The organism is Niveispirillum sp. (genome assembly GCF_052437035.1).
Taxonomy (GTDB): Bacteria; Pseudomonadota; Alphaproteobacteria; order Azospirillales; family Azospirillaceae; genus Niveispirillum.
Map to the genome: position 1 here is coordinate 157056 of NZ_JBQVOH010000001.1, position 21837 is coordinate 178892.

Annotated in this window: 21 protein-coding genes; 9 read left to right on the top strand and 12 right to left on the bottom strand. The window is 62.8% G+C overall.

Annotated features, from left to right (window positions below; genetic code table 11):
* Positions 1–225: 225 nt before the first annotated feature.
* Positions 226–888: an alpha/beta hydrolase gene (locus ACT6Q8_RS00725; protein WP_054165761.1), complete on the top strand. Its 663-nt coding sequence runs from the start codon at positions 226–228 to the stop codon at positions 886–888.
* A gap of 77 nt (positions 889–965) precedes the next feature.
* Here the strand turns inward: ACT6Q8_RS00725 and galU are convergent, their stop codons facing one another.
* Positions 966–1835, bottom strand: coding sequence for a UTP--glucose-1-phosphate uridylyltransferase GalU (gene galU / locus ACT6Q8_RS00730; protein ID WP_054165996.1), 870 nt, complete (start codon positions 1833–1835; stop codon positions 966–968).
* Positions 1836–2166: 331 nt separating this feature from the next.
* On the opposite strand from galU, the gene ACT6Q8_RS00735 reads away from it, so the two are divergent.
* Both ACT6Q8_RS00735 and ACT6Q8_RS00740 read left to right on the top strand, forming a co-directional pair.
* Positions 2167–2826 (top strand): LuxR C-terminal-related transcriptional regulator, encoded by a 660-nt coding sequence (locus ACT6Q8_RS00735; RefSeq protein ID WP_054165762.1) that lies wholly within the window; start codon positions 2167–2169, stop codon positions 2824–2826.
* 22 nt (positions 2827–2848) lie between these two features.
* Positions 2849–3787 (top strand): SAM-dependent methyltransferase, encoded by a 939-nt coding sequence (locus ACT6Q8_RS00740; protein WP_444733787.1) that lies wholly within the window; start codon positions 2849–2851, stop codon positions 3785–3787.
* Positions 3788–3836: 49 nt separating this feature from the next.
* Here the strand turns inward: ACT6Q8_RS00740 and ACT6Q8_RS00745 are convergent, their stop codons facing one another.
* The 4 genes from ACT6Q8_RS00745 to ACT6Q8_RS00760 form a co-directional block, all read right to left on the bottom strand.
* Complete coding sequence (locus ACT6Q8_RS00745) at positions 3837–5018, bottom strand: aspartyl/asparaginyl beta-hydroxylase domain-containing protein (RefSeq protein ID WP_444733786.1); 1182 nt, start codon at positions 5016–5018, stop codon at positions 3837–3839.
* Between the two features lie 349 nt (positions 5019–5367).
* Positions 5368–5700 (bottom strand): DUF1905 domain-containing protein, encoded by a 333-nt coding sequence (locus ACT6Q8_RS00750; RefSeq protein ID WP_444733785.1) that lies wholly within the window; start codon positions 5698–5700, stop codon positions 5368–5370.
* Positions 5701–5709: 9 nt separating this feature from the next.
* Entirely contained in the window at positions 5710–6618 is a 909-nt protein-coding gene (locus tag ACT6Q8_RS00755) for an AraC family transcriptional regulator (protein ID WP_444733784.1), read from the bottom strand.
* A 90-nt stretch (positions 6619–6708) separates the two neighbouring features.
* Entirely contained in the window at positions 6709–7677 is a 969-nt protein-coding gene (locus tag ACT6Q8_RS00760) for a patatin-like phospholipase family protein (protein WP_444733783.1), read from the bottom strand.
* 107 nt (positions 7678–7784) lie between these two features.
* On the opposite strand from ACT6Q8_RS00760, the gene ACT6Q8_RS00765 reads away from it, so the two are divergent.
* The 3 genes from ACT6Q8_RS00765 (at position 7785) to pgmG (ending at position 11656) form a co-directional block, all read left to right on the top strand.
* Positions 7785–8666, top strand: a complete 882-nt coding sequence (locus ACT6Q8_RS00765) for a sterol desaturase family protein (protein ID WP_444733782.1) — start codon at positions 7785–7787, stop codon at positions 8664–8666.
* Between the two features lie 93 nt (positions 8667–8759).
* Positions 8760–10103 carry a UDP-glucose dehydrogenase family protein gene (locus ACT6Q8_RS00770; RefSeq protein ID WP_444733781.1) on the top strand — a complete coding sequence of 448 codons (1344 nt, stop codon included), beginning with the start codon at positions 8760–8762 and terminating at the stop codon, positions 10101–10103.
* 158 nt (positions 10104–10261) lie between these two features.
* A complete protein-coding gene (gene pgmG, locus ACT6Q8_RS00775) occupies positions 10262–11656 on the top strand; it encodes a phosphoglucomutase/phosphomannomutase PgmG (RefSeq protein ID WP_054165770.1) in 1395 nt (464 codons plus the stop codon).
* 54 nt (positions 11657–11710) lie between these two features.
* Here the strand turns inward: pgmG and malQ are convergent, their stop codons facing one another.
* From malQ to ACT6Q8_RS00790, 3 genes are all read right to left on the bottom strand, one after another.
* Entirely contained in the window at positions 11711–13219 is a 1509-nt protein-coding gene (gene malQ / locus ACT6Q8_RS00780) for a 4-alpha-glucanotransferase (RefSeq protein WP_054165771.1), read from the bottom strand.
* 126 nt (positions 13220–13345) lie between these two features.
* Complete coding sequence (locus ACT6Q8_RS00785) at positions 13346–13990, bottom strand: hypothetical protein (RefSeq protein WP_156344368.1); 645 nt, start codon at positions 13988–13990, stop codon at positions 13346–13348.
* 28 nt (positions 13991–14018) lie between these two features.
* Positions 14019–14429 (bottom strand): hypothetical protein, encoded by a 411-nt coding sequence (locus ACT6Q8_RS00790; protein WP_444733780.1) that lies wholly within the window; start codon positions 14427–14429, stop codon positions 14019–14021.
* A gap of 245 nt (positions 14430–14674) precedes the next feature.
* Between ACT6Q8_RS00790 and ACT6Q8_RS00795 the strand changes: the two genes are divergently transcribed.
* Both ACT6Q8_RS00795 and ACT6Q8_RS00800 read left to right on the top strand, forming a co-directional pair.
* Entirely contained in the window at positions 14675–17878 is a 3204-nt protein-coding gene (locus ACT6Q8_RS00795) for a glycoside hydrolase family 15 protein (protein ID WP_444733779.1), read from the top strand.
* A gap of 99 nt (positions 17879–17977) precedes the next feature.
* Positions 17978–18598, top strand: coding sequence for a GNAT family N-acetyltransferase (locus ACT6Q8_RS00800; RefSeq protein WP_444733778.1), 621 nt, complete (start codon positions 17978–17980; stop codon positions 18596–18598).
* On the opposite strand, the gene ACT6Q8_RS00805 is transcribed toward ACT6Q8_RS00800, so the two are convergent.
* The 3 genes from ACT6Q8_RS00805 to ACT6Q8_RS00815 form a co-directional block, all read right to left on the bottom strand.
* Positions 18579–19376 carry a lysophospholipid acyltransferase family protein gene (locus tag ACT6Q8_RS00805; RefSeq protein ID WP_444733777.1) on the bottom strand — a complete coding sequence of 266 codons (798 nt, stop codon included), beginning with the start codon at positions 19374–19376 and terminating at the stop codon, positions 18579–18581. The genes ACT6Q8_RS00800 and ACT6Q8_RS00805 overlap by 20 nt on opposite strands.
* A 30-nt stretch (positions 19377–19406) precedes the next feature.
* Positions 19407–20225, bottom strand: a complete 819-nt coding sequence (locus tag ACT6Q8_RS00810) for a GNAT family N-acetyltransferase (protein WP_054165776.1) — start codon at positions 20223–20225, stop codon at positions 19407–19409.
* Positions 20226–20581: 356 nt separating this feature from the next.
* Positions 20582–21004: a MucR family transcriptional regulator gene (locus ACT6Q8_RS00815; RefSeq protein ID WP_054165777.1), complete on the bottom strand. Its 423-nt coding sequence runs from the start codon at positions 21002–21004 to the stop codon at positions 20582–20584.
* Positions 21005–21059: 55 nt separating this feature from the next.
* On the opposite strand from ACT6Q8_RS00815, the gene ACT6Q8_RS00820 reads away from it, so the two are divergent.
* Positions 21060–21350, top strand: coding sequence for a sulfurtransferase TusA family protein (locus ACT6Q8_RS00820; RefSeq protein WP_082371901.1), 291 nt, complete (start codon positions 21060–21062; stop codon positions 21348–21350).
* 10 nt (positions 21351–21360) lie between these two features.
* Here ACT6Q8_RS00820 and ACT6Q8_RS00825 read toward each other — a convergent pair whose 3' ends face one another.
* Positions 21361–21834, bottom strand: coding sequence for a GNAT family N-acetyltransferase (locus tag ACT6Q8_RS00825; protein ID WP_444733776.1), 474 nt, complete (start codon positions 21832–21834; stop codon positions 21361–21363).
* Positions 21835–21837 lie beyond the last annotated feature (3 nt).

The following is a 21837-nucleotide window of genomic DNA, read 5'->3' on the forward strand; positions in this document are numbered from 1 at the left end:
ATCGCGGTCAATGCGATGGAACAGTCCCGTGGACGGCGGGGCGTGTCCGTTCCGGGCACGGTTCGACGGCCCACAACCGCCTGAGGCAGTCCTATAGAATGACAGGGATGGACGGTCAAGAATCGCCCCTCTACCAAGGCCGCCCGGTCTTGGGTCGTTCGACAATCACTGCCACCCGCCTGTTGACGCTCGCCCCTTGCATGTCTGACCGGGACCGGTGAATCGATGCCTGACGTGATCATGAACGGCCCTGCCGGCCGTCTGGAAGGTCGCTACTCCCACAGCAAGGTGCCCAACGCGCCCATCGCCCTGCTGCTGCACCCGCATCCGCAGCATGGGGGGACGATGAATAACCGCATCGTCTATACGATGTTCCATGCCTTCACGAAACGCGGCTTCTCTGCCCTGCGCTTCAACTTCCGGGGCGTGGGCCGCAGCCAGGGCACCTACGATCGCGGCGAAGGGGAGCTGTCAGATGCCGCCTCGGCGCTGGACTGGCTGCAGACCTATAACCCCAACGCCTCGGCCTGCTGGATCGGTGGGTTCAGCTTTGGGGCATGGATCGGCATGCAGCTGCTGATGCGCCGCCCGGAACTGGACGGGTTCCTGTCGGTGGCGCCGCCGGCCAACATGTTCGACTTCTCCTTCCTGGCCCCGTGCCCGGCGTCGGGCCTGATCGTGCATGGCGACCGGGACGAGATCGTGCCCGAGGCGTCAGTAACCCGGCTGGTGAACAAGCTGTCCTCGCAGAAGGACATCAAGATCGATTATCGCCGCGTCGAAGGCGCCAACCACTTCTTCAACGAGAAGTCGGAGGAGCTGGGCCGTCTGGTCGATGATTACCTAGACGTGGCCCTGACCAAGCCGATGGGCCCCAACGCGGCGTAAGCGGGCAAGCTGTGCAGCAAAAAGGGGCGGTCCTGCGACCGCCCCTTTTTCATTTTTCGGCTGAAACCGCGTACGGCTTACAGCATGTCCTTCAGCGCGGCCCGCACCTTGTCCGACATGTCGGGACGGTTCAGGGCGTAGGCGACATTGGCCAGCACGAAGCCCAGCTTGTCGCCGCAATCGAAGCGCTGACCCTCGAACTTGAAGCCGTGGAAGGGCTGGTTGCCGATCAGCTTGGCCATGGCGTCGGTCAGCTGGATCTCGCCGCCCGCACCCTTTTCGAACACCGACAGGTGCTTGAACACTTCGGGCTGCAGGATATAGCGGCCCTGGATCGACAGATTGCTTGGTGCCACCGCCGGGTCCGGCTTTTCCACCAGCCCCTTGACCGAGACCAGCTTGCCATCCTCCGATGCGATGTCGAGGATGCCGTACTTGTTGGTCTGTTCGCGCGGCACCTCGAACACCGATAGCAGATTGCCGCCGACCTGTTCATAGGCCTCCATCATCTGCGCCAGACAAGGCTTGTCGCCCAGCACCTGTTCGTCGGGCAGCAGCACCGCGAACGGCTCGTTGCCTACAAATTCGCGGGCGCACCAGACGGCGTGGCCCAGGCCCAGCGGCTGTGCCTGACGCACATAGGAGAGATAGCCCGACTCGATCTGGATATCCTCGACGATCTTCAGCAGATCGTTCTTGCCACGGCGGCGCAGCGTCTCGTTCAACTCGTAATTCAGATCGAAATGGTCTTCCAGCGGGCTCTTGCCGCGGCTGGTGACAAAGCAGAACTGGTCGATGCCGGCGGCCTTGGCCTCGTCCACGGCATGCTGGATCAGCGGCCGGTCGGCCAGCGGCAGCATTTCCTTGGGAATGGCCTTGGTGGCCGGCAGGAAGCGGGTACCCAGACCTGCGACCGGAAACACGGCCTTGCGCACTTTTTGCGGCATCTTGATCCCTGTATTGACAGCCATGATCGTCTCTAACCCCGCCGGTCATGATGCCGACGGTGCCTTTGTCTTTTGTGGCACGTCCACCCCCCTTCCCGCAACATGGCCGCACGCGGCGGACAGGAAGGGGGGCGACGATATCGATAACCTTCCAGCGCCGCTTTTGTGCCATCGATGCGGACAAAAGCGATGGTTGTCACAGACAGCCACATGATTTTGATTTATTAAGGGTACGATGCTGTCCGTAAGATGGCGGGGCAAAAGCCCTTCATCTGGACCCGCGTGGGGCGGCGCGGGTGGATGGGTATGATAATCGGGCTGGGATCGACTTATGAAAATCCTGATTGGTGACGACCATCTTCTGTTCCGTGAAGGTTTGTGCCGCCTGCTGACCCAATTGGATGACCAGGCCAGCTTCGTCGAGGCGGGGACCTTTGACGATGTTCTGTCCCTGGCGCGTGATGGGCAGGATTTCGATCTTGTCCTGCTGGACCTGCAGATGCCGGGCTTCCCCGGTTTCTCCGGGGTGCAGGAGATCTGTGAGGCGCAGGCCGGCACGCCCGTCGTCATCGTGTCGGCATCGGAGGCGCAGGCCGATGTGCGCGCCGCACTGGATGCCGGGGCGTCGGGCTATATCCCGAAATCCTCTTCGGTGAAGATCATGCTGTCGGCCCTGAACCTCATCTTCTCTGGTGGCATCTATGTGCCGCCGGCGGCCATCCTGGGCGATGGGCCGGGTGTCAGCGGACATGCCGCTGCCGCAGCGGGAACGGCTGGTGCGACAAACGGCGCGGCGGGCACACCCAGCCTGACCCAGCGGCAGCGCGATGTGCTGCGCTGCCTGCGCGAAGGCAAGTCGAACAAGCAGATCGCCTATGAACTGGGCCTTTCCGAAGGCACTGTGAAGATCCATGTCACAGCCGTCATGCGCAGCTTGGGCGTGCGTAATCGCACGCAGGCTGTTATCGCGTCCGGTGACATTCCCACCTGATATGACCGGCGCGTTCTGATCAATGACCCATGATGATGTGACGGCCCCGACGGCAACGCCGCTCGGGGCCACCGCCTATCTGGCGGATGAGGAATTTCTGGAACACCTGTTGGTGGAATTGGGCGACGTGCGGTCGGTGCATGGACGGCTGGTCATTGCCGATGGCCCGCCGCGCCCCGCCGCCTGGGCCCAGAATATCTGGTACGATCCCGTCCTGATCCCCATCCAGTCCATCAAGCAGGGGGCCAAGGCCCTGCGCGCCATCCAGCGCAACTGGGCGCTTTACGGGTTTCAGCATCACCGCCGCGCACAGCTGATCCAGGACAACCTGCCCCATGTCTCGGCCAAGCCGGTCAGCTTCTTCACGCCCCCGCCGACGGCGCCGCTGGGGTCTTGGACGCTGCTGAACGAGAACACCATCCTGGCGGCGGCGCATTGTTCAAGCCCTTACCGCAATGGTGAGATTGAGCTTATTGAGGACAAGGTCACTCCGCCCAACCGCGCCTATCTGAAGCTGTGGGAAGCCTTCACCCGCATCGGCTACACGCCCAAGCCGGGTGAGCTATGTATCGATCTGGGGGCCTGCCCCGGTGGCTGGACCTGGGTGATGCAAAGCTGCGGGGCCAATGTCATCGCGGTGGACAAGGCCCCCCTGGACCCCAGGATCGCGGCCCTGCCCGGCGTCAGCGAACGGCGGGAAAGTGCCTTTGGCATCAAGCCGGCGGATATCGGCCCCGTCGACTGGCTGGCCTGTGACGTCATCTGCTACCCGTCACGGCTTTACCGCATGATCCAGGGTTGGCTCGAGTCGGGTCTGGCCCGCAACTATATCTGCACCCTGAAATTCCAGGGGGAGACGGATCATGAAACGGCCCGCGCCTTTGCCGCCATTCCGGGTAGCCAGCTGGTCCATCTCTGCCAGAACAAGCATGAGCTGACCTGGATCAAGCTGGGGGCGTAGGCGCTGCATTGCCGTGGATTAGCGCCAGCGCAATCCGCGGGAACTCTTCTCAAGCCCCCCATTCCCCCGAACCGGCGCCGTAATCATCGATGGCGGTCAGCATGGCCGCCACCATCTCCCGCTCGGCCTGCGTCAGTTCCGGGCGCCAGACATCGAACAGCAGGACGACGCGCGTTTCGCCGCTGTCGTTCCAGGCTTCATGTTCGACTGTGTCGTCGAAGACCCAGGCCTGCCCCTCCCGCCATTCCCGCGTCTCATTGCCCACCCGGAACCGGCATTGGCCCGGCACGATCAGGGGCAGGTGGCAGATCAGACGGGTATTGACGAAGCCCGTGTGGGCCGGGATATGCGTGCCCGGCTTCAGCAAGGAGAACAGCACCGACGGCGCCCGGCCCCGGATGCCGGTCAGGGGAATACCGTTCAGTGCCGCCGCCGTCGCGGGGCAGCGGGCAATGTTCTCTTCCTGCGGCACGCCATTCTTCCACAGGTAGAAGGCGCTCCAGTCCGGATTGCCGCGCAGGCCCGACCGGTCCACCTGCGCTCGGTTGGCGCTGGCCTCCAGATAGGGCTGGAAGGCTTCCGGCCCCTGCATCACGGCCCGCAATTCCTGGCGGATGGCGTCGGTCTGCGCCTCCAGCCTTTCCAGCCAGGGGAAGGCGGCGCGGTCATAGAACTGCACCTGCGGCAGCTCCGGGAACAGGTAGGCCTGCGGCTGCTGATAATAGACCTGCCGCCGTCCGAACAGGATATCCAGCGAGCGGCCAAACCGTCCGCCGCCCATTTCCGCCCCGAACCCGGCCTGTTCCAGACTGGACAGCAGATGCGCCTCGAACCGGCGGGCGTAATCCTGCGTCGCTGCCTGCACCCGCCGCAGCTCCGCCACCAGATCGGGCGGCAGCTGTGCCGCCGGCGGGGCCGCGCGCAGGGCGTTGTTATAGAAGGAGGTGGCGGCCTTGTGGTCGCCCTGGCCCCCGAAATGATCCCCCTTCAGGATCAGCGCCCGCACATTGCGCGGGTCCAGCGCCAGGACCTTTTCCAGGGCCGCCAGCATGCCCGCCGCGTCGCCCACGCCCCGGCAGCCATAGGCCAAGCCCAGCCAGATGCCCAAATCGTTGGCCCCCATCGCCACCGCCTGCCCGAACCCCGCCTTGGCCCCGGCAAAATCCCCCCGCTTTAATGCCTCGGCCCCGGCGCGGGCATGGGGAGTGGGGTCGGCGGGACGGGTGAACATGGCGACGATCCTGGCTGCGGGCTGTGGCCATTGGACGGGATTGGTTAAGCCGACGTCAACCCTGTTTGGGGGCGGTCATTCGGAGGGGATGGTGGTTCGGCCCCGAATGAACCGTGCCCGTGCAACAGCATGGAACGGAAAATCAGGGGGTGTTTCATGGAGCCTTGCTGCCATGACCGGACCGGCACGGGCATGCAACGCCGTGAAACGGAAAACACACCCCTGTTGCAGGGGCACAGGCGGCATGGATGGAGAAGGGCGGCATTATGGGCGCATCATGTCATGAAATAGGAATAATGTCTGCAATCGGCTGCATTGTCCGCTGCCTTTGTCCGGTTCACCGCCCCCGCTACCACTCCTCCATCCCATCCTTTCCCGCCACCTGGATGTCGACCGTTACCGTGTCGCCCAGGGCGATCCCGGCATTCTTTCTGACCACCACCTTCAGGGGCAGAAGATAGCCGCCATCCTTTGGGAACAGCGATGTTGTAAAGGCGGTGTCGTTCACCGATGCCTGCACCGGCACAACACCCCAGCCATAGCTGGCCAGCCGGGCCGCCCGTCGCACCGTCTCCACCAGATCGGATGGCACCGCGATGAAGAAGAAAGGCGCCGGACCCCGCCATTCGATGACGGTGCCGGTGAAGCGGATATGGGCGAGTGGCGGGATGTCGGATGGCATGGCGGCAGTTTAGGGCAAAGGCGGCGGTGGTGACAGGGGCCGCAGCGGCAGAAACAGTTCCGCCACCGTCTCATGCTCCGGCACTTCCGGGAAGAACCGCAGGCGCTGGCAGTAAAGCGGGAAGTCGCCCGGTTCCTCCCCGCTGGTGGGCAACCAGTCGCGGTAAAGAAACAGGGCGGCGGGTTCCAGATTATGGGTATGGCCCACGACGCGCAGCACGGCACAGCGGCCACCGGGGATGGTCCCCGGCGTTACATCCGGGTCGTCCGGTGCGATGGGCAGGTCGGTTCCGGCGCATAGATGCATGCGGTAATTGGCGGGATTGTCGGGCCGGCGTTCGGAAAACCAGACATTGAAGGTCTGGCTGTTGCCGGGATGCAGGCCCACGGATTTGCGCCAGGCGATAAAGCGCTGGATGGTGGCGGGCAGGGTGGCCGGGTCGCCGTGATGTTCCATGATGGCGACAGTCGTGGGGGACACAGTGCGGATGCTGACATCGGCGGGCGTGAAACGCTGTTGCATCAGAAGGCTCCGTGCATGGTCGAGCGGGTCGAAGGCATCCATCCAGGGCTGCCAGTCGGGCGATTTGCGGAAATCGGAAGGGGATTGCCCGAACCGCTGCCGGAAGGCACGGGCGAAGGCGTCCGGCGCCTCATACCCCGCATCCAGCGCGATATCGGTCACGCTGTCCCCCTCGCGGTAGGCCAGCCGGTAGGAGGCCCGTTTCAGGCGGGCCAACTGCACATAACGATGCAGCGACAGGCCGAAACTGGCCGTGAACAGCCGATGGAAATGGAATTTCGAATAGGCGGCGACGCTGCTCAACCGGTCCAGGTCCAGCGCGTCATCCAGATGCTGGTCGATATGATCCAGCACCCGCAGCATCCGCGCCTGATGACGTCGAAGCGCCGGATTCATGTGGGTCCTTCAGGGTGGGGGGTGATGTGTGGAACCCTACCGCCGCCTGCCCCCGCCCGCTCGACCGATCTTGCTCTTCTGCGAAATGCCTCACCGCACCATGGCCAGTTCCACCGCCGGGCGCATGGCGATGGCGGCGGTGTAGCCCAGCTGGATCAGTTCCTCGGCCCGCTCAAACTCCAGGATGCCGATATGGCCGATGCGCGGTGTGATCAGCACGTCGGGCGGCTCCCCGGCCAGACGGGAGCGGGTGATACGGTCCTGCATGATGTCCACCGAGCTGGCCATCACCTCCAGGATGCCGGGGGCGGGCGGGCGCGGCGGCTTGACGAATCGGGCCTGGAACTGCTGGCGCGCATTCTCGCCCACCTCGTTCAGTTTGGCCGCCAGTTTGGCCAAGGGCTTGGGGATGGGGCGGGGGGCCATTTCGGCGTCGGCGGTGCCTTCGATCGGGTGTTCGGGCAGAGACACATTGACAGGGCCCAGCTGTGCCTTGGACAGGCGGGGCATCTGTGACAGGTCGCCATTCAGGTTGATGGCGATCACCACCTCCGCCCCCAACGCCCGGCAGAGGGAGACGGGAACCGGGTTCACTAGGGCACCATCGGCCAGCCACATGTTCTGGTGCGGCACCGCCGGGAACATGCCGGGAATGGCAGCAGAGGCGCGGACGACATCCAACAGGTGCCCCTCGCGCAGCCAGACCTCCTTGCCGGTCGACAGGTCGGTGGCGACCGCCGCAAAGGGGATGGGCAGCGACTCGATGGCAATGTCGGTATGTTCGTTGCGGAACCGCTCATACGCCTTTTCCACGCTGACCAGACCGCCGCGCGACAAGGTGAGGTCCAGCAGCTTGATCGTGTCCAGCATGCCGAATCCCATGGCGAACTGTTTCAGTTCCTCCAGCTGATCCGTCAGATAGGCCGCGCCGACCAGGGCGCCCACGGAGGTGCCGGCGATGACGTCGGGTTTCAGCCCGAATTCAGACAGGGCGCGCAGCACACCCACATGCGCCCAGCCGCGCGCCGCCCCGCTGCCCAATGCCAGACCGATCTTCATGCTGCTGTCCGTTTCCGCTGTCTTTATCGCCTGCGACCGCGCGGAACCTTGCGCGAACGGGGGCTTGGGGGCAATACATCCTAGGTAATCTACCCAAAGGAAGATCGATGCGCGCCGTTATCGCCCATCTGTTATGGCCGCTGCTGGTGACGGTCTGCATCGCCGGTTACTGGTATGGCGGGCAGGTGGGGCACCCCGTCCTGGCTTTCAACATCACCTATTTCGGGCTGGCGGTGACGCTGCTGATCCTGGAACGCGTCATGCCTTATGAACAGGCATGGATGAAAAGCGATGGGCAGTTGCTGAATGATATCGCGCATACGGTGCTGAACAAGGGGCTGGGTCAGGTGATCGCGGCCTCTATCGCCATGCTGGGCCTGGCACAGGCGGGGCCGGAGGCTGCGTCCGGCTTCTGGCCCGGCGACTGGCCGCTCGGGTGTCAAGTCCTGCTGGCCATGATCCTGGGTGAATTCGGCCTCTACTGGGCACACCGGACCAGCCACGAGTTTCGCGCCATCTGGCACTGGCATGCCATCCATCACAGCGTCACCAAGCTGTGGATCGTCAATACGGGCCGATTCCATTTTCTGGACTCTATCTGGAAGACGGCTTTCGCCCTGACCATCGCCGGGCTGGCGGGGGCGCCCAAGGATGTGATCGTCTGGGTGCTGGCCATCACCACCTATATCGGCTTCCTGACCCACTGCAATGTCGACATGCGTTGCGGTCCGCTGAACTGGATCTTCTCCACGCCGGAACTGCACCGCTGGCACCATAACCGCGATCCCGTTGAGGGCAACGTGAACTATGGGGAGAATTTCATCCTGTGGGACGTGGTGTTCGGCACCCGCCACCTGCCATCCGACCGCAAGCCGCCGGTCAATATCGGCTGCAAGGACGCCGTGCCCGACAGCTTCCTGGGCCAACTGGCCTATCCGTTCCAGGCCTGGGCACGACGCGACTTCTACAACAAGAAGAAGGCGGCGTAACTTTTCCGTCATGCAACCGTCACGTAGGCGCAAGACCTTGGACGCTGGTTTGTGCTATGGCGTGAAGATGTTCTTTTCCAAGGGGGATTTCCGATGCGCATCGCCGTCATCGGCACCGGCTATGTCGGTCTGGTCTCTGGTGCCTGCTTTTCCGAATTCGGGGTGGAGACGATCTGCGTCGACAAGGATCAGGGCAAGATCGACCGGCTGCTGAAGGGGGAGATCCCGATCTATGAGCCGGGGCTGGACGCCCTGGTGGAGAAGAACGCCAAGGCTGGGCGTCTGTCCTTCACCACCGACCTGCCGACCGCCGTGGCCGGGGCCGATGCGGTGTTCATCGCGGTGGGCACGCCGTCGCGGCGCGGGGACGGGCACGCCGACCTGTCCTACGTCTATGCGGCGGCGGCGGAGATTGCGGCGGCGCTCGACCCCGATGATTATACCGTCATCGTGACCAAGAGCACGGTGCCCGTGGGCACGGGGCGCGAGGTGGCGCGCATCATCCGCAAGACCCGGCCTGAGGCGGATTTCGACGTGGCGTCCAACCCGGAATTTCTGCGCGAAGGCTCGGCCATCGAGGATTTCATGCGTCCCGACCGCGTGGTGATCGGCACCGACAGCGACCGGGCGCGCCAGGTAATGCGGGCGCTGTACCGCCCGCTGTTCCTGATCGAGACGCCGATGGTCTTCACCAGCCTGGAGACGTCGGAACTGATCAAATATGCTGCCAACACCTTCCTGGCCGCCAAGATCACCTTCATCAACGAGGTGGCCGACCTGTGCGAGAAGGTGGGGGCCGATGTGCATGATGTGGCCAAGGGCATCGGCCTGGATAACCGCATCGGCAAGAAGTTCCTGCATCCCGGCCCCGGCTATGGCGGTTCCTGCTTCCCCAAGGACACGCTGGCCCTGGTGAAGACGGCGCAGGATTATGGCAGCCCGCTGCGCATCATCGAAACGGTCGTGGACATTAACGACAAGCGCAAGAAGGCCATGGCGGACCGCGTAGTGGCCGCCTGCGGCGGGTCGGTCGCGGGCAAGCGCATCGGCGTGCTGGGCGTGACCTTCAAGCCCAATACGGATGACATGCGTGACGCCCCGTCGCTGGATATCGTGCCAGCCCTCCAGGAAGCGGGCGCCATCGTCGCCGCCTATGACCCGGCTGGTCGGCATGAGGCGGAGAAGATGCTGCCCGGTGTGGAATGGGCGGACGATGCATATGGCGCGCTGAACGGGGCCGATTGCGCCCTGGTCCTGACGGAATGGAACGAGTTCCGCATGCTGAACCTGTCCCGCATCTGCAAAGCCATGAAGGCGCCGGTGCTGGTCGACCTGCGCAACATCTTCAATCCCGAGGACGCGGAGATGGCCGGCTTCGCTTATCACTGCGTCGGCCGGCCAGGTCGGGTGAAGAAGGGGCGGGGTGAGGTTCATTGAGGGTGTGGGCGGGTCTGTAACGTCCCTAGGCCCACTACCTCCAACGCCCTGAAACAATCCCACCTTTTGGGCTGTTGAACAGGCTGGCGGGCGGTCGCGGCTTGTGCTTTGCTGCCGCCATAAACTTTTTAACCAACCTCTGTTCAGGTGACGGAAACATGACCCTGGCGCACAATTTCCATCCCACGGTCCTGCGCGAATACGATATCCGCGGCATCATCGGCAAGACGCTGACGACCGACGATGCCCGCGCCATTGGCCGGGGCTTCGGCACCATGGTGGTGCGTGGGGGCGGCAAGAAGGTTGCCATCGGCTATGATGGCCGCCTGTCCTCCCCGGACCTGGAAGCCGCCGCCGTCGAAGGGTTGAAGTCTGTCGGCCTGCATGTGGTGCGTATCGGCCTGGGCCCGACGCCCATGCTGTATTTCACGGCGCGCCACCTGAAGCTGGATGCCGGGATGATGATCACCGGCTCGCACAACCCGCCGGATTATAACGGCTTCAAGATGATGATCGGCAAGGCGCCGTTCTTCGGCAGCCAGATCCTGGAAATCGGCAAGATCGCCGCTGCCGGCGATTTCGAGGCTGGTGAAGGCAGTGAAGAGACGATCGACATCCAGGACGCCTATGTCGACCGTCTGGTGGCCGATTATGACGGTACCCGCGACCTGAACGTCGTCTGGGACAATGGCAATGGGGCGGCCGGCGAAATCCTGCGCCGTCTGGTCAAGAAGCTGCCGGGCAAGCACACGCTGCTGTTCGACAAGATCGACGGCACTTTCCCCAACCACCATCCCGACCCGACCATTCCGGAGAACCTGGAAGACATCATCCACAAGGTGGCCGCCGAGAAGGCCGATCTGGGCATCGCGTTCGACGGCGACGCCGACCGTATCGGTGCTGTGGATGAACAGGGTCGCATCGTCTGGGGCGACCAGCTTGTCGCCATCTATTCCAAGGATGTGCTGGCCAACCATCCCGGCGCCACCATCATTGCCGATGTGAAGGCCAGCCAGAGCCTGTTCGACCAGATCGCCAAGCTGGGCGGCAAGCCGCTGATGTGGAAGACGGGCCACTCACTGCTGAAGGCCAAGATGGCCGAAACCAACAGCCCGCTGGCCGGCGAGATGTCGGGCCACATTTTCTTTGCCGACAAGTATTATGGCTTTGACGACGCGCTCTATTGCGGTGTGCGTCTGCTGGGCATCGTGTCACGTCTGGCCGCCCTGTCGGCCCTGCGTGATGAGCTGCCGGACATGCTGAACACCCCGGAGGTTCGCTTCCAGGTGAATGAGGAGCGCAAGTTCGCCGCTGTGGACGAGATCAAGGCCCGTGTGAAGGCGGAAGAAGCCGCCGGCGGGGCCGAGGTCAATGACATTGATGGCGTGCGCGTGAAGACTGCCGATGGCTGGTGGCTGCTGCGGGCGTCCAACACCCAGGACGTGCTGGTGGCCCGCGCCGAAGCGTTCAGCCCCGAAGGGCTGGAGCGTCTGAAGGGGGCCATCAAGGATAATCTGGCCAAGAGCGGCATCGCCGCCCCGGCCGATTTCTGATGTTGCCAGATGGGGGAGGGCGCCTGTGTAAGGCTTTCTCCCCCATCTTCTGCTTCAGCCCAGCCGCCCCGCCGCCGCCGTCAGGTCGCGCAGGCGATCGGTATGATCCTCGCGCCATTGCCCTTCCTTCAGGCGCCAGCCCCAGTTGCCATCGGGCAGGCCGGGCACGTTCATACGGCCTTCGGTGCCAAGGCCCAGCACGTCCTGAACCGGCGTGATGACCAGTTCGGAATTCACGCCCAGCGCGAAGCGGATGAAGTCCCAGTGCAGTTCCCGCCCGTCGGTATTCAGGTAGGAGCGGATGCGCTGCCCCAACTCCCCATCCAGCCCGCCGCGAGAGGCGACCCAGCCCAGGATCGTGTCATTATCATGGGTGCCCGTGTAGAATACGGAATGCGCGGCATAGCGGTTGGGGTCGTAGTTCCAGGGTTCGAAATGGTCGCCCCATTCAAATGGCAGGACGCGCATGCCGGGGAAACCGAAATGGTCGCGCAGCCGCTCCACCTCCGGCGTGATGACGCCCAGATCCTCGGCGATGATGGGCAATTCCCCGAACCGATCCTTCAGCGACTGGAACAGCTCATAACCGGGGGCAGGGACCCAGCGGCCATTGATGGCGGTTTCTTCATGCGCCGGGATTTCCCAATAGGCCTCGAACCCCCGGAAATGGTCGATGCGGACCATGTCGACGGTTTCCAGCGTCTTGGCGATGCGCCGGTGCCACCAGGAGAAGCCCTCTGCCCGGTGCGTGTCCCAGCGGTAGAGCGGGTTGCCCCAGCGCTGCCCGGTGGCGCTGAAATAATCGGGCGGCACGCCGGCCACGATGGTGGGGCGGCCCGACCCGTCCAGTTCGAACAGGTCGCGGCGTGACCAGACATCGGCGCTGTCGCCTGCCACAAAGATGGGGATATCGCCCATGATGCGGATGCCACGCGCATTGGCGTCCTTTTTCAGGGCCATCCATTGCCGGAAGAACAGGAACTGCTGCACCTTGATCTTCTTGATCTCAGACGACAGCGTGTGCCGCGCCTCCCCGATGCCGATCGGGTCACGGCTGGCATAGAGCGCGTTCCAGTCCATCCAGGCGGCCCCGCCGTGGCGGGCCTTCAGCACGGTATAAAGCGCGTAATCATCCAGCCATTCGGCGTCATTGCGTGCCCGGAACAGCTCGAAATCGCCCCATTCATCGTCATCGCTGGCGCGTTTCAGGAAGGTGCCCGCCACGATATCCAGCGCCGCTAGCTTGGCCGCCGCCACCCCGTCATAATCCACCCGTTCCGCCTCGTTTCCGGGCAGTCCCGCCAGGATGGAGGCATCCGCGAAGCCGTCGGCCACCAGATCATCGAAGCTGATCAGCAGCGGGTTGCCGGCAAAGCTGGACAGGGCCGAATAGGGGCTGTTGCCCAGGCTGGTCGGGGCCAGGGGCAGGATCTGCCAGATGCTCTGTCCGGCGGCCTGCATGTCGGCCAGAAAGGCGCGGGCGGCAGGCCCCATATCACCGATGCCATGCCCGCCGGGCAGCGAGGTCGGATGCAGGAGAAGGCCGCTGGCGCGCTGAGACATTATATGGCTCTAAAAGTATCATATGTTGCATGGCAGCATACGATACTTTGCCTTCTCCGGCTAACTCCTTATTCAATCGAATCTGACTTCAGCGCTATTTCAAGCATCTGCCAAAATAAGTGAAAACTAAACTACGTAGATACTCTCAGGTTCGGCCGTCCCAAGATTGTCAAGCTGAATTGACATCAGGCCTTGGAATGGCAGACGACTTACAAACAGGTTGGCTACCGATATGTCTTGCTCCAATATTGTCAGATTGTAGGAAATCAGCTCTTCCAGAGATGTCTGTTGATTGTTTTCGTGGTCGACAATCGTGAACTTGGGAACAAATTGTGAAATTATAACATTCTTATACTCAAGGTTTTTAATGGTGCATGCCAGGGGCTCGGGCTTGCCCTCGTTAATCAGAATGCCCACGCCAGCATCAATCAGCTCTCCTATCGCATAGTCTGTCATCCTGTCCCGCAATCTGCCGTATAATCCAGGGTTCCGGGATTGCAGGTTGCTGGCATGTGCGACGGCGGTATCCGCAGCAACAGCGGCGGCGCCTCCGAAAACCCCTCGCCCGAAACTTGTCCGAACAGATGAACGAACTCCGGTGGAAAGCGCGGTACCTGTTAGGCGCGTAGCGACGCTTCTTCCTCCGAAGCGAAGTGCATTTGAGAAAATTACCCTTACGAGCAACATGGGCCAGAAGGCAGATGCTGAGTTCGTCTGAGCGCCCGCCAAGCTAACAGCAGTAGCGCCGGCTAGAAAATCTCGTCGATTCATTCAGGCCTCCTTATGTTGCTAGTTCGTCTTAGTAGACATACTCCGGGCATACATGAATTGTGGCGATATTTCCATTTCCATGCGTCAAACATATTTTTTTGATTTTTTCATTGTGATTGTTAAGTATTTGCTCAATTTCTCTGAGTTTTTTGTTTATTTCTATTCTAGTGGATGCGTTTTCAGCTTGAATGGCTGCATTATTTCTCATTATATCGGCCTGTATAGCCTTGTCATTTTCATAATATTCAGAAGATACTTTATTTATTCTTAAGTTTAATAAGGCAATGTTTCTTTCTGCCTGATCCAGGCGATCGTTTCCGCATCCGCTTAATAATATGCCTATCGTAAGTGATATGGCCAAGAGATGTGGGCGCATACTAATATCCTCATTTTGTGATATTTCTTTTAATAATATAAAGTTTTTCGTAGTTTTCCACATCAAAAATGACCTTCACGAGAGAAAGATATATTTTGAGTCGCAATAAGACTCATTTCTCTCCTGCCACCTTTAATGTGAGTGCGTTAACCTCAGTGCATGGGCTGCGCAGTGTCCGGCATAACGACGAACCGCGCCTACACGACTTTGCTGAAATCCGCTGATGCTGCAATGCAACAGTTGCGCGGACGTGTAACGCTGTTACTCTCAATGGGTATGCATGCAGTATGTTTGTTACGGGGTGCCAGATGCCGGAATCGCCGTTGCCACGGGGAGTGGCCAAGCAGGGCGGGCAGGCGGTGAAGACCGCGCTGGACCGGTTGTTCGACCATGTGAACCGCGTGATCCTGTCACGTCAGCATCCGATCACAGGCCTGCTGCCGGCCAGCACGGCGGTCACGGTGCATGGCAACTACACCCATGCCTGGGTGCGCGATAACGTCTATTCGATCATCGGTCCCTGGGCCCTGTCGCTGGCCTATCGCCGCCGGGGCGACAGCACGGCCCGCGCCCGCCTGCTGGAACAGGGCGTGGTCAAGACCATGCGCGGCCTGTTGCAGGCCATGATGCGCCAGGCGGCCAAGGTTGAACGGTTCAAGCATACCCAGGCCCCGCTGGACAGTTTGCACGCCATCTATTCGGCCAGCACGGGTGAGGCGGTGGCCGCCGATGATGGCTGGGGCCATTTGCAGATCGACGCCACCTCGCTGTTCTTGCTGATGCTGGCGCAGATGACGCGGTCGGGCATGTCCGTCATCTATACGATGGACGAGGTCTCCTTCGTCCAGAATCTGGTCCACTATATCGGCCCCGCCTACCGCATCGCCGATTTCGGCATCTGGGAGCGGGGGCGCAAGATCAATGACGGGGCCGTGGAACTGAACGCCAGTTCCATCGGCATGGCCAAGGCCGCCATGGAGGCGATGCAGGGCCTGGACCTGCTGGGCGAGGATGGGGGCCGGGTGGCCGTCATCCATGCCGTCCCGGACGAGATCGCGCGGGCGCGGGCCACTGTGGAGGCGCTGCTGCCGCGTGAATCCGGGTCGAAGGAGGTGGATGCCGCCACGCTGGGCATCATCGGCTGGCCCGCCTTCGCCGTGGATGCCCCCGATCTGGTGGAGCGGACGCGCAACGAGATCCTGACCAAGCTGGGCGGCCCCTATGGCTGCAAGCGCTTCCTGACCGACGGGCACCAGACGGTGCTGGAGGATCATTCCCGCCTGCATTACGAGGCGGGCGAGCTGGAGCGGTTCCGCGGCATCGAAAGCGAATGGCCGCTTTTCTACACCTATTTCTACGTCACGGCCCTGTTGACGGGGGATGCCCGTGACGCGGCCCATTGGCGGGAAAAGCTGGAAAGCCTGCTGGTTGAACGCGGTGGCGACGCCCTGCTGCCGGAACTGTTCATCGTCCCGGAAGAGGCGGTGGAGGCCGAGCGCGCCCATCCCGGCAGCCAGACGCGCGTGCCGAACGAGAATGTGCCCCTGCTGTGGGCGCAGAGCCTGTTCATCATGGGGCTGCTCATCGATGAGGGGTTCCTGGCGCCGGGCGATGTCGATCCGCTGAACCGCCGCGCCAAGCTGAAGCCCAAACCGCCGGTGCCCGTGCGTCTGGTGGTTCTGGCCGAGGATGATAAGGTTCGGGCACAGTTGAAGGAACAGGGTGTCAGCTGCCAGACGCTGGCGCAGGCCGGCGGGTCGATCAATATCTGCCATGTCGATGTGCTGGTCGGCGCGCTGGCGGAACTGGGCCGGTGCGAGGTTCTGGGCCTGTCGGGGCGGCCGCCGCGCCGACTGGGTACGCTGATCACTGCCTGCGGCTTCCGTTTTGCCGGGCAGCCGGCGGTGATCGTGCCCACCTTCGTCGATGAACAGGACGGGTTCTACTTCACCTATGACCACCGGTTCCTGGTCGACCGGCTGCTGTCTGAAATCGCCTATATCAACCGCACCTGGACCTTTACCAAGCCGCCGCTGCTGGTTTTTCCCGTGTCCAAGGGCATGGCGGCGGGCGAAGGCTTCGCGGAATTGGCCAAGACCTTGGCCGACCTTGTGTCGGGCCGCGTGCCCGACCTCTGCGTGCGGGGCAGTGACCTGATCGATGCCTATGGCGGGGCGCGTATCGTCGGCTTTGACCAGATCGCGCCTTCCTGTCCCGTGACGGCCCGGCCCGTGCGCGCTTGGGCCGGTGACGACGCCTATGATTTCAAGGCACCGCCGCCGGGCGGGGAGGATCGCCGCTGGATCGAGGAGGGGGACACGCCCTGGCTGGCCAAATCCCTGTCGGGTGAGCGTCGCGCTGACTGGCACCTGCTGATGCTGACCCTGCTGTGGCAGCGGCAGGGACGGGATTTCGTGACGGAGGGCGGCGCGCCCTTGTGGCAGCGGGCGGAGGATCTGTACCGCGCCGCCGGCCATGCCGGGCGCTGGGATATCGTGCGGCCCCTGGCCCATCTGCTGAACCGCCATGATGAGCGGTTGCAGGACGCGGTGAAGGAGATCGTGGTTCGGCAGAAGCATGTGATCCTGGGGGCCAGCACCGTTGACCGCCCGCTGGCCAATGCCGACATCTCGGCCCGGCTGGCCACCATCGGCGGCGATCCCGCGACCCTGATGCTGCGCGAAGAGATGCTGCTGTTCAGCGGCACCCTGATCAAGGCCAGCCCGGACCTGTTCCGCTATACCCTGTCGCTGCGCCCGGCCGACCTTCTGGGCCTGCTGATCCGCAGCGTGGCGCGGCAGCGCGGCCTGTCGGATGCGGCGGGTCTGGAGGTGCTCAAGGGCGAGGGGCCGCACGCCATCCTGACGCGCCTGCGCCGCCTGATTTCCCGCTGCCCTGGCATGACGGGGGATTTCTGCCTGCCCGTGCTGTCGCGCGGCAGTGCCGTGGACCAGCCGGAATTCGCCATGGAGGGCGATTACTGGACGGCGACCGTGCTGACCGGTGGCGACTGGTGGGGCTGGCGCGATACCACGGGCACGCTGCTGCCGGTACCGGACGCCTTCTTCCGGCGGGTCTGGGGGCTTCTGCGCCATGGTGACGGCGTGATCATCGCCGACCCCAGCCATCAGGAGATGCGCCTGGACAGCGCCACCTTGAGGGCCGATCGCACGCCCGGCGAACGCGACTTCGCACGCGAAGTGGAGGCGCGTCTGGATCGCATCATGAACCCCGAGTACCGGCAACTGACGGTAGAGGCGTTGTGGGCCGTGTCAGAGATGTTGTCGGTTCATAGCGATGTGCGACTACCGGGCCTGATCTCCACTGACCGCATCATCGCCACCGCGGTGGAACGCCATTGGCGCCTGGCCCATCCGGGGCAGGCGGATGTGGACCAGGCCGCCGCCTGGAAGGGCTTCTACAACCTGTCGCCCGTGAAGGCGGCGGAGCATCTGGCCATGGGCGCCTTGATCCTGGCCGGGCTGGCAGGGGCCGTGGCGGACGCGGCTTAGGGAGCGGCATAAATCTCGTCTCCCGGACAATGCCTGGATTGACCGCACAGGGGTCGTTTGGGGAAAGCTGTCGGTGGCTTTCCCCTGAACCGGTGCCCCATGTCTGACCGTCCCTATCCCGTCCATGATTTCAACCGTATCGATACGGCCCCCATCACTCTGACGGGGACCGCCGCCCGGCTGGAGCCGCTGGGGGTGGAGCATCTGGACGCGCTGTGTGCAGTCGGGTTGGAAGGGGACATCTTCCGCTGGTACCCGACGCCGGTGCGCAGCCGGGACGAGATGGCGGCCTGGATCGGCTTTGCGCTGGCCGAACAGCAGGCGGGCCGCATGTTGCCCTTCGTGACCATCGAACAGGCCACGGGCCGTATCGCCGGCTCCACCCGTTATCTGGCCATCGACAAGGCCAATCGGCATGTGGAGATCGGCTATACGTGGCTGGGCAAGGGGTTTCAGCGTTCAGGCGTGAACCGCGACGCCAAGCTCCTGATGCTGCGCCATGCGTTTGAGGTCTGGGGCTGTGTACGGGTGGAATTCAAGACCGACAGCAACAATGTGCAATCCCGCACCGCCCTGGTCGGCATTGGGGCCGTGGAGGAGGGGACGTTTCGCAACCATGTCGTCCGTGCCGACGGCAGCCTGCGCCACTCCGTTTATTTTTCGGTCACAGACCGGGAATGGCCGGATGTGAAGGAAAGACTTACGCCGCGCGGCCCGTGACGGCGCGTTCCACGCCCTGGGCCACCGACTGCCAGCAAATATCGGCCAGGGCCTTGCGCGTGCCGGCGGTATCCAGCGACTGTGCGGTGTGGAACTCTACGACGATGCGCAGGCGGCCCGCGCGCACCATGCGCCACAGGTGCGGTGGCAGTTCCATGTCGCCATACCAAGCGTAAAGCTGCCGCCAGACATAGCCCAGCGGGATACCATCCAGATGGGTTGCCGTCACGCTGACCGGCTGCACCGTCAGGGGGCGTTCACCGATGCGAGTGGAGGCGACGGCGAACAGGGCCGTCTTGAAGGGCAGGGTGCGGTTGCCGTCGCTGCTGGTCCCTTCGGGGAACAGGACCAAGCTGTCGCCCGCCTGCAAACGCCCCTGTATGCTGTCGCGCTGTTCATCGGCCTTGTGACGGGCGTTGCGGTCCACAAAGACGGTGCGCTGCAACCGGGCCAGAAGCCCGAAGACCGGCCAGCCATTCACCTCCGACTTCGCGATGAAGCTGACGGGCACAATCGTGCTCAACACCGGAATGTCGAGATAGGAGGAATGGTTGGCGATGAACAGGACCGGTCCGGCATCGCTCGCCGGCTGTCCCTTCACCACCACCTCAATGCCCAGGATGCGGCAGCAGAGGCGGTGATAGAAGCGTGGGAAGCGGGCGGCCGCCACCTGCGGCGACAGGCGCAGCAGCACAACCTGCACCGGGATGCAGAGCAGCGTGAACAGCCCGTAGAGGGTCAGCCGCGTGAAACCCAGAAGGGTCGAGCCGATATCCATCCTGTCCGCCCGCCGCACCGGTTTCGATGATCAGATCAGGGACGAGCCCCGGCGCTCATAATGGCGCAGGTACTTGTCGGTGATCAGGTCGGTTTTCACGACGATGGAGACGTCGGTGGTGTTGAACTGGTGGTCAACCACCGCCCCTTCACCCACGAAGCCACCCACGCGCAGATAGCCCTTGATCAGGGCCGGCACCTCGTTGATGCCGCGGCGCGGATCGATCTCATGCTCCTCCATCATCGCCATTTCGACATAGCGGTGCGGCAGGGCCACGGGGCGCAGGGCCGGGGGGGCCAGATGATGGTAGTAGAGATAGGAGAGCGGCAGGGCCAGGGCCTTCGGGTCGGTGCCCGGCAGGCTGGCGCAGCCGAACATCAGCTTGATGTCGTAATGCGCCGAATAGGCGGCGATCCCGCGCCACAGCAACTGCATCGTGCCCCGGCTGCGGTAATTCAGATCGACGCAGGAACGGCCCAGTTCCAGCACCTCTCCCGGATATTCCTCAATCCGGGAGATGTCATATTCATCGGACGAGTAGAAGGAGCCGGCGCGCGCCGCCGTGGCCCGGCGGATCAGGCGGTAGGTGCCCACCACCGCGTCGGTGCCGTCGCCCAGGCTGCGGTCGATCACCAGCAGATGGTCGCACAGCGTGTCGAACATGTCGAAGTCGCGCCGCTGCGCCATCATCTCCGCCGTGGGCTTGGCCGCCATCTCCTCATAGAAGACGCGGAAGCGCAGGCGCTGGGCCGCAGTGACCTCGGCGGCGGTCTCCGCCAGACGGACCTCCAGATTGCCGGAACGAATTTCGCCGGAAATCAGGGCTTCGGTGGAAAAGATGTCAGCCATGCTCTCACATATTCTGGGTCGCCGGCATTTGTCGGCTGCGGCCGTTCCGGCCTCTGCTCCGTCTTTCACGAAGCATGGGTGCCACGGTCGCCGCCACACGCATTGGCATAACACGAAGCGGCGCGGGCCGGTCAACCCACTGTGTCACAATGCAGGGGCCGATCACGAAAGTTTCATGCCCTTGTCCCGCAACTTTCAAAGATATAGCGGGCTTGCGGGTAGGTCCGCCATGGTGCCATGCGCAAATCACAGGGGTTGCGGCAACAATATCATCCCTGGAAAGAGAAGGGGGCGACCCGCAGGCCGCCCCCTTGTCCCGTCAGTATTTCCCGCGCAAGGCAGGAGCACGCTGATCTTTACTCGTCATCGCCAGCGCGGCGGGCGCGGGTGCCCAGACCGATCTGCTTGGCCAGACGCGAACGCTGCTTGGCATAGTTCGGTGCAACCATGGGATAGTCCGGCGGCAGGCCCCAACGCTCGCGGTATTCTTCCGGCGACATATTGTAGGCCGTCTTCAGATGGCGCTTCAGCATTTTCAGCTTCTTACCATCTTCCAGGCAGATAATATATTCAGGGGTGACCGACTTCTTGATGGCGACTGCCGGCTGCGGCTTCTCGCTCTGAACCACCGGTTCCGTACCGATGTTGGACAGGGCACGGTAAACCTGCTCAATCAAACCCGGAAGATCGTTGATCGCGACTGTATTGTTCGAGACATGGGCCGCGACGATTTCGGTCGTGAGAGACAAAAGTTCGGGCGAGGACGATGCGTTGGTCATGTATGATTGCTCCAACCAAGAAACTCGATCGTGATATAAGTCTTATCCCAACATCATGCAATATCGATTTGGTACGTCTTCAAAGGAATCGAGCATCGTGGAAAACATAGCAGACCAGTTTCTGGACATCACCTCGCTTGTCTGCCCTATGACATTCGTGCGTACGAAACTTGCCGTCGAACGGCTCAACTCGGGCCAAACCCTTGAAGTCCGTATGAATTATGGGGAACCTTCGCGAAATGTTCCGGCCAGTCTACGGGAACATGGCTATATCGTTGCCGACCTGCAACCGGAGAATCCCGCGAGTCCTGATGGGGTTCAGCGGCTTTTGGTCAAGAAGCCTTAACCAATACGGCTTAGGTCAGATCAGTCGCCATGACGTTTGCGTCAATTGACAGGCCCGCATGCTGATAATAACCGCGCCTGAGCCCGGCATTCGTGAAGCCTTGTGAAGCATAAAGCGCCTGCGCTGCTGTATTTGTGACAGCAACTTCTAGGAAGACACGGGCGACGCCGTTTGTCCGCAGATGGGCCAGTCCATGGCGCAGCAGGGTGGTGCCATGGCCGCGTCCGCGGGCTGCGGGATCGGTGCCGATGGTCAGCAATTCCCCTTCATCCAGCACCTGCCGCCACAGCGACAGGGCACAGGGTTCCCCATCCGCCATCAGGATGAAACCCATGATGCCCGGCGTTGCCAGAAAGCCGGCGAAGGCAGGCGCGTCCCAGGCGGGACCGGACAGGGCCGGGTCGGCGAAGGCCATTGCATGCAGCGCCGCCATGACATCGGCATGGGCGGGGGCGGCGGGAATGATCTGAACCATCGCCGCCATGGC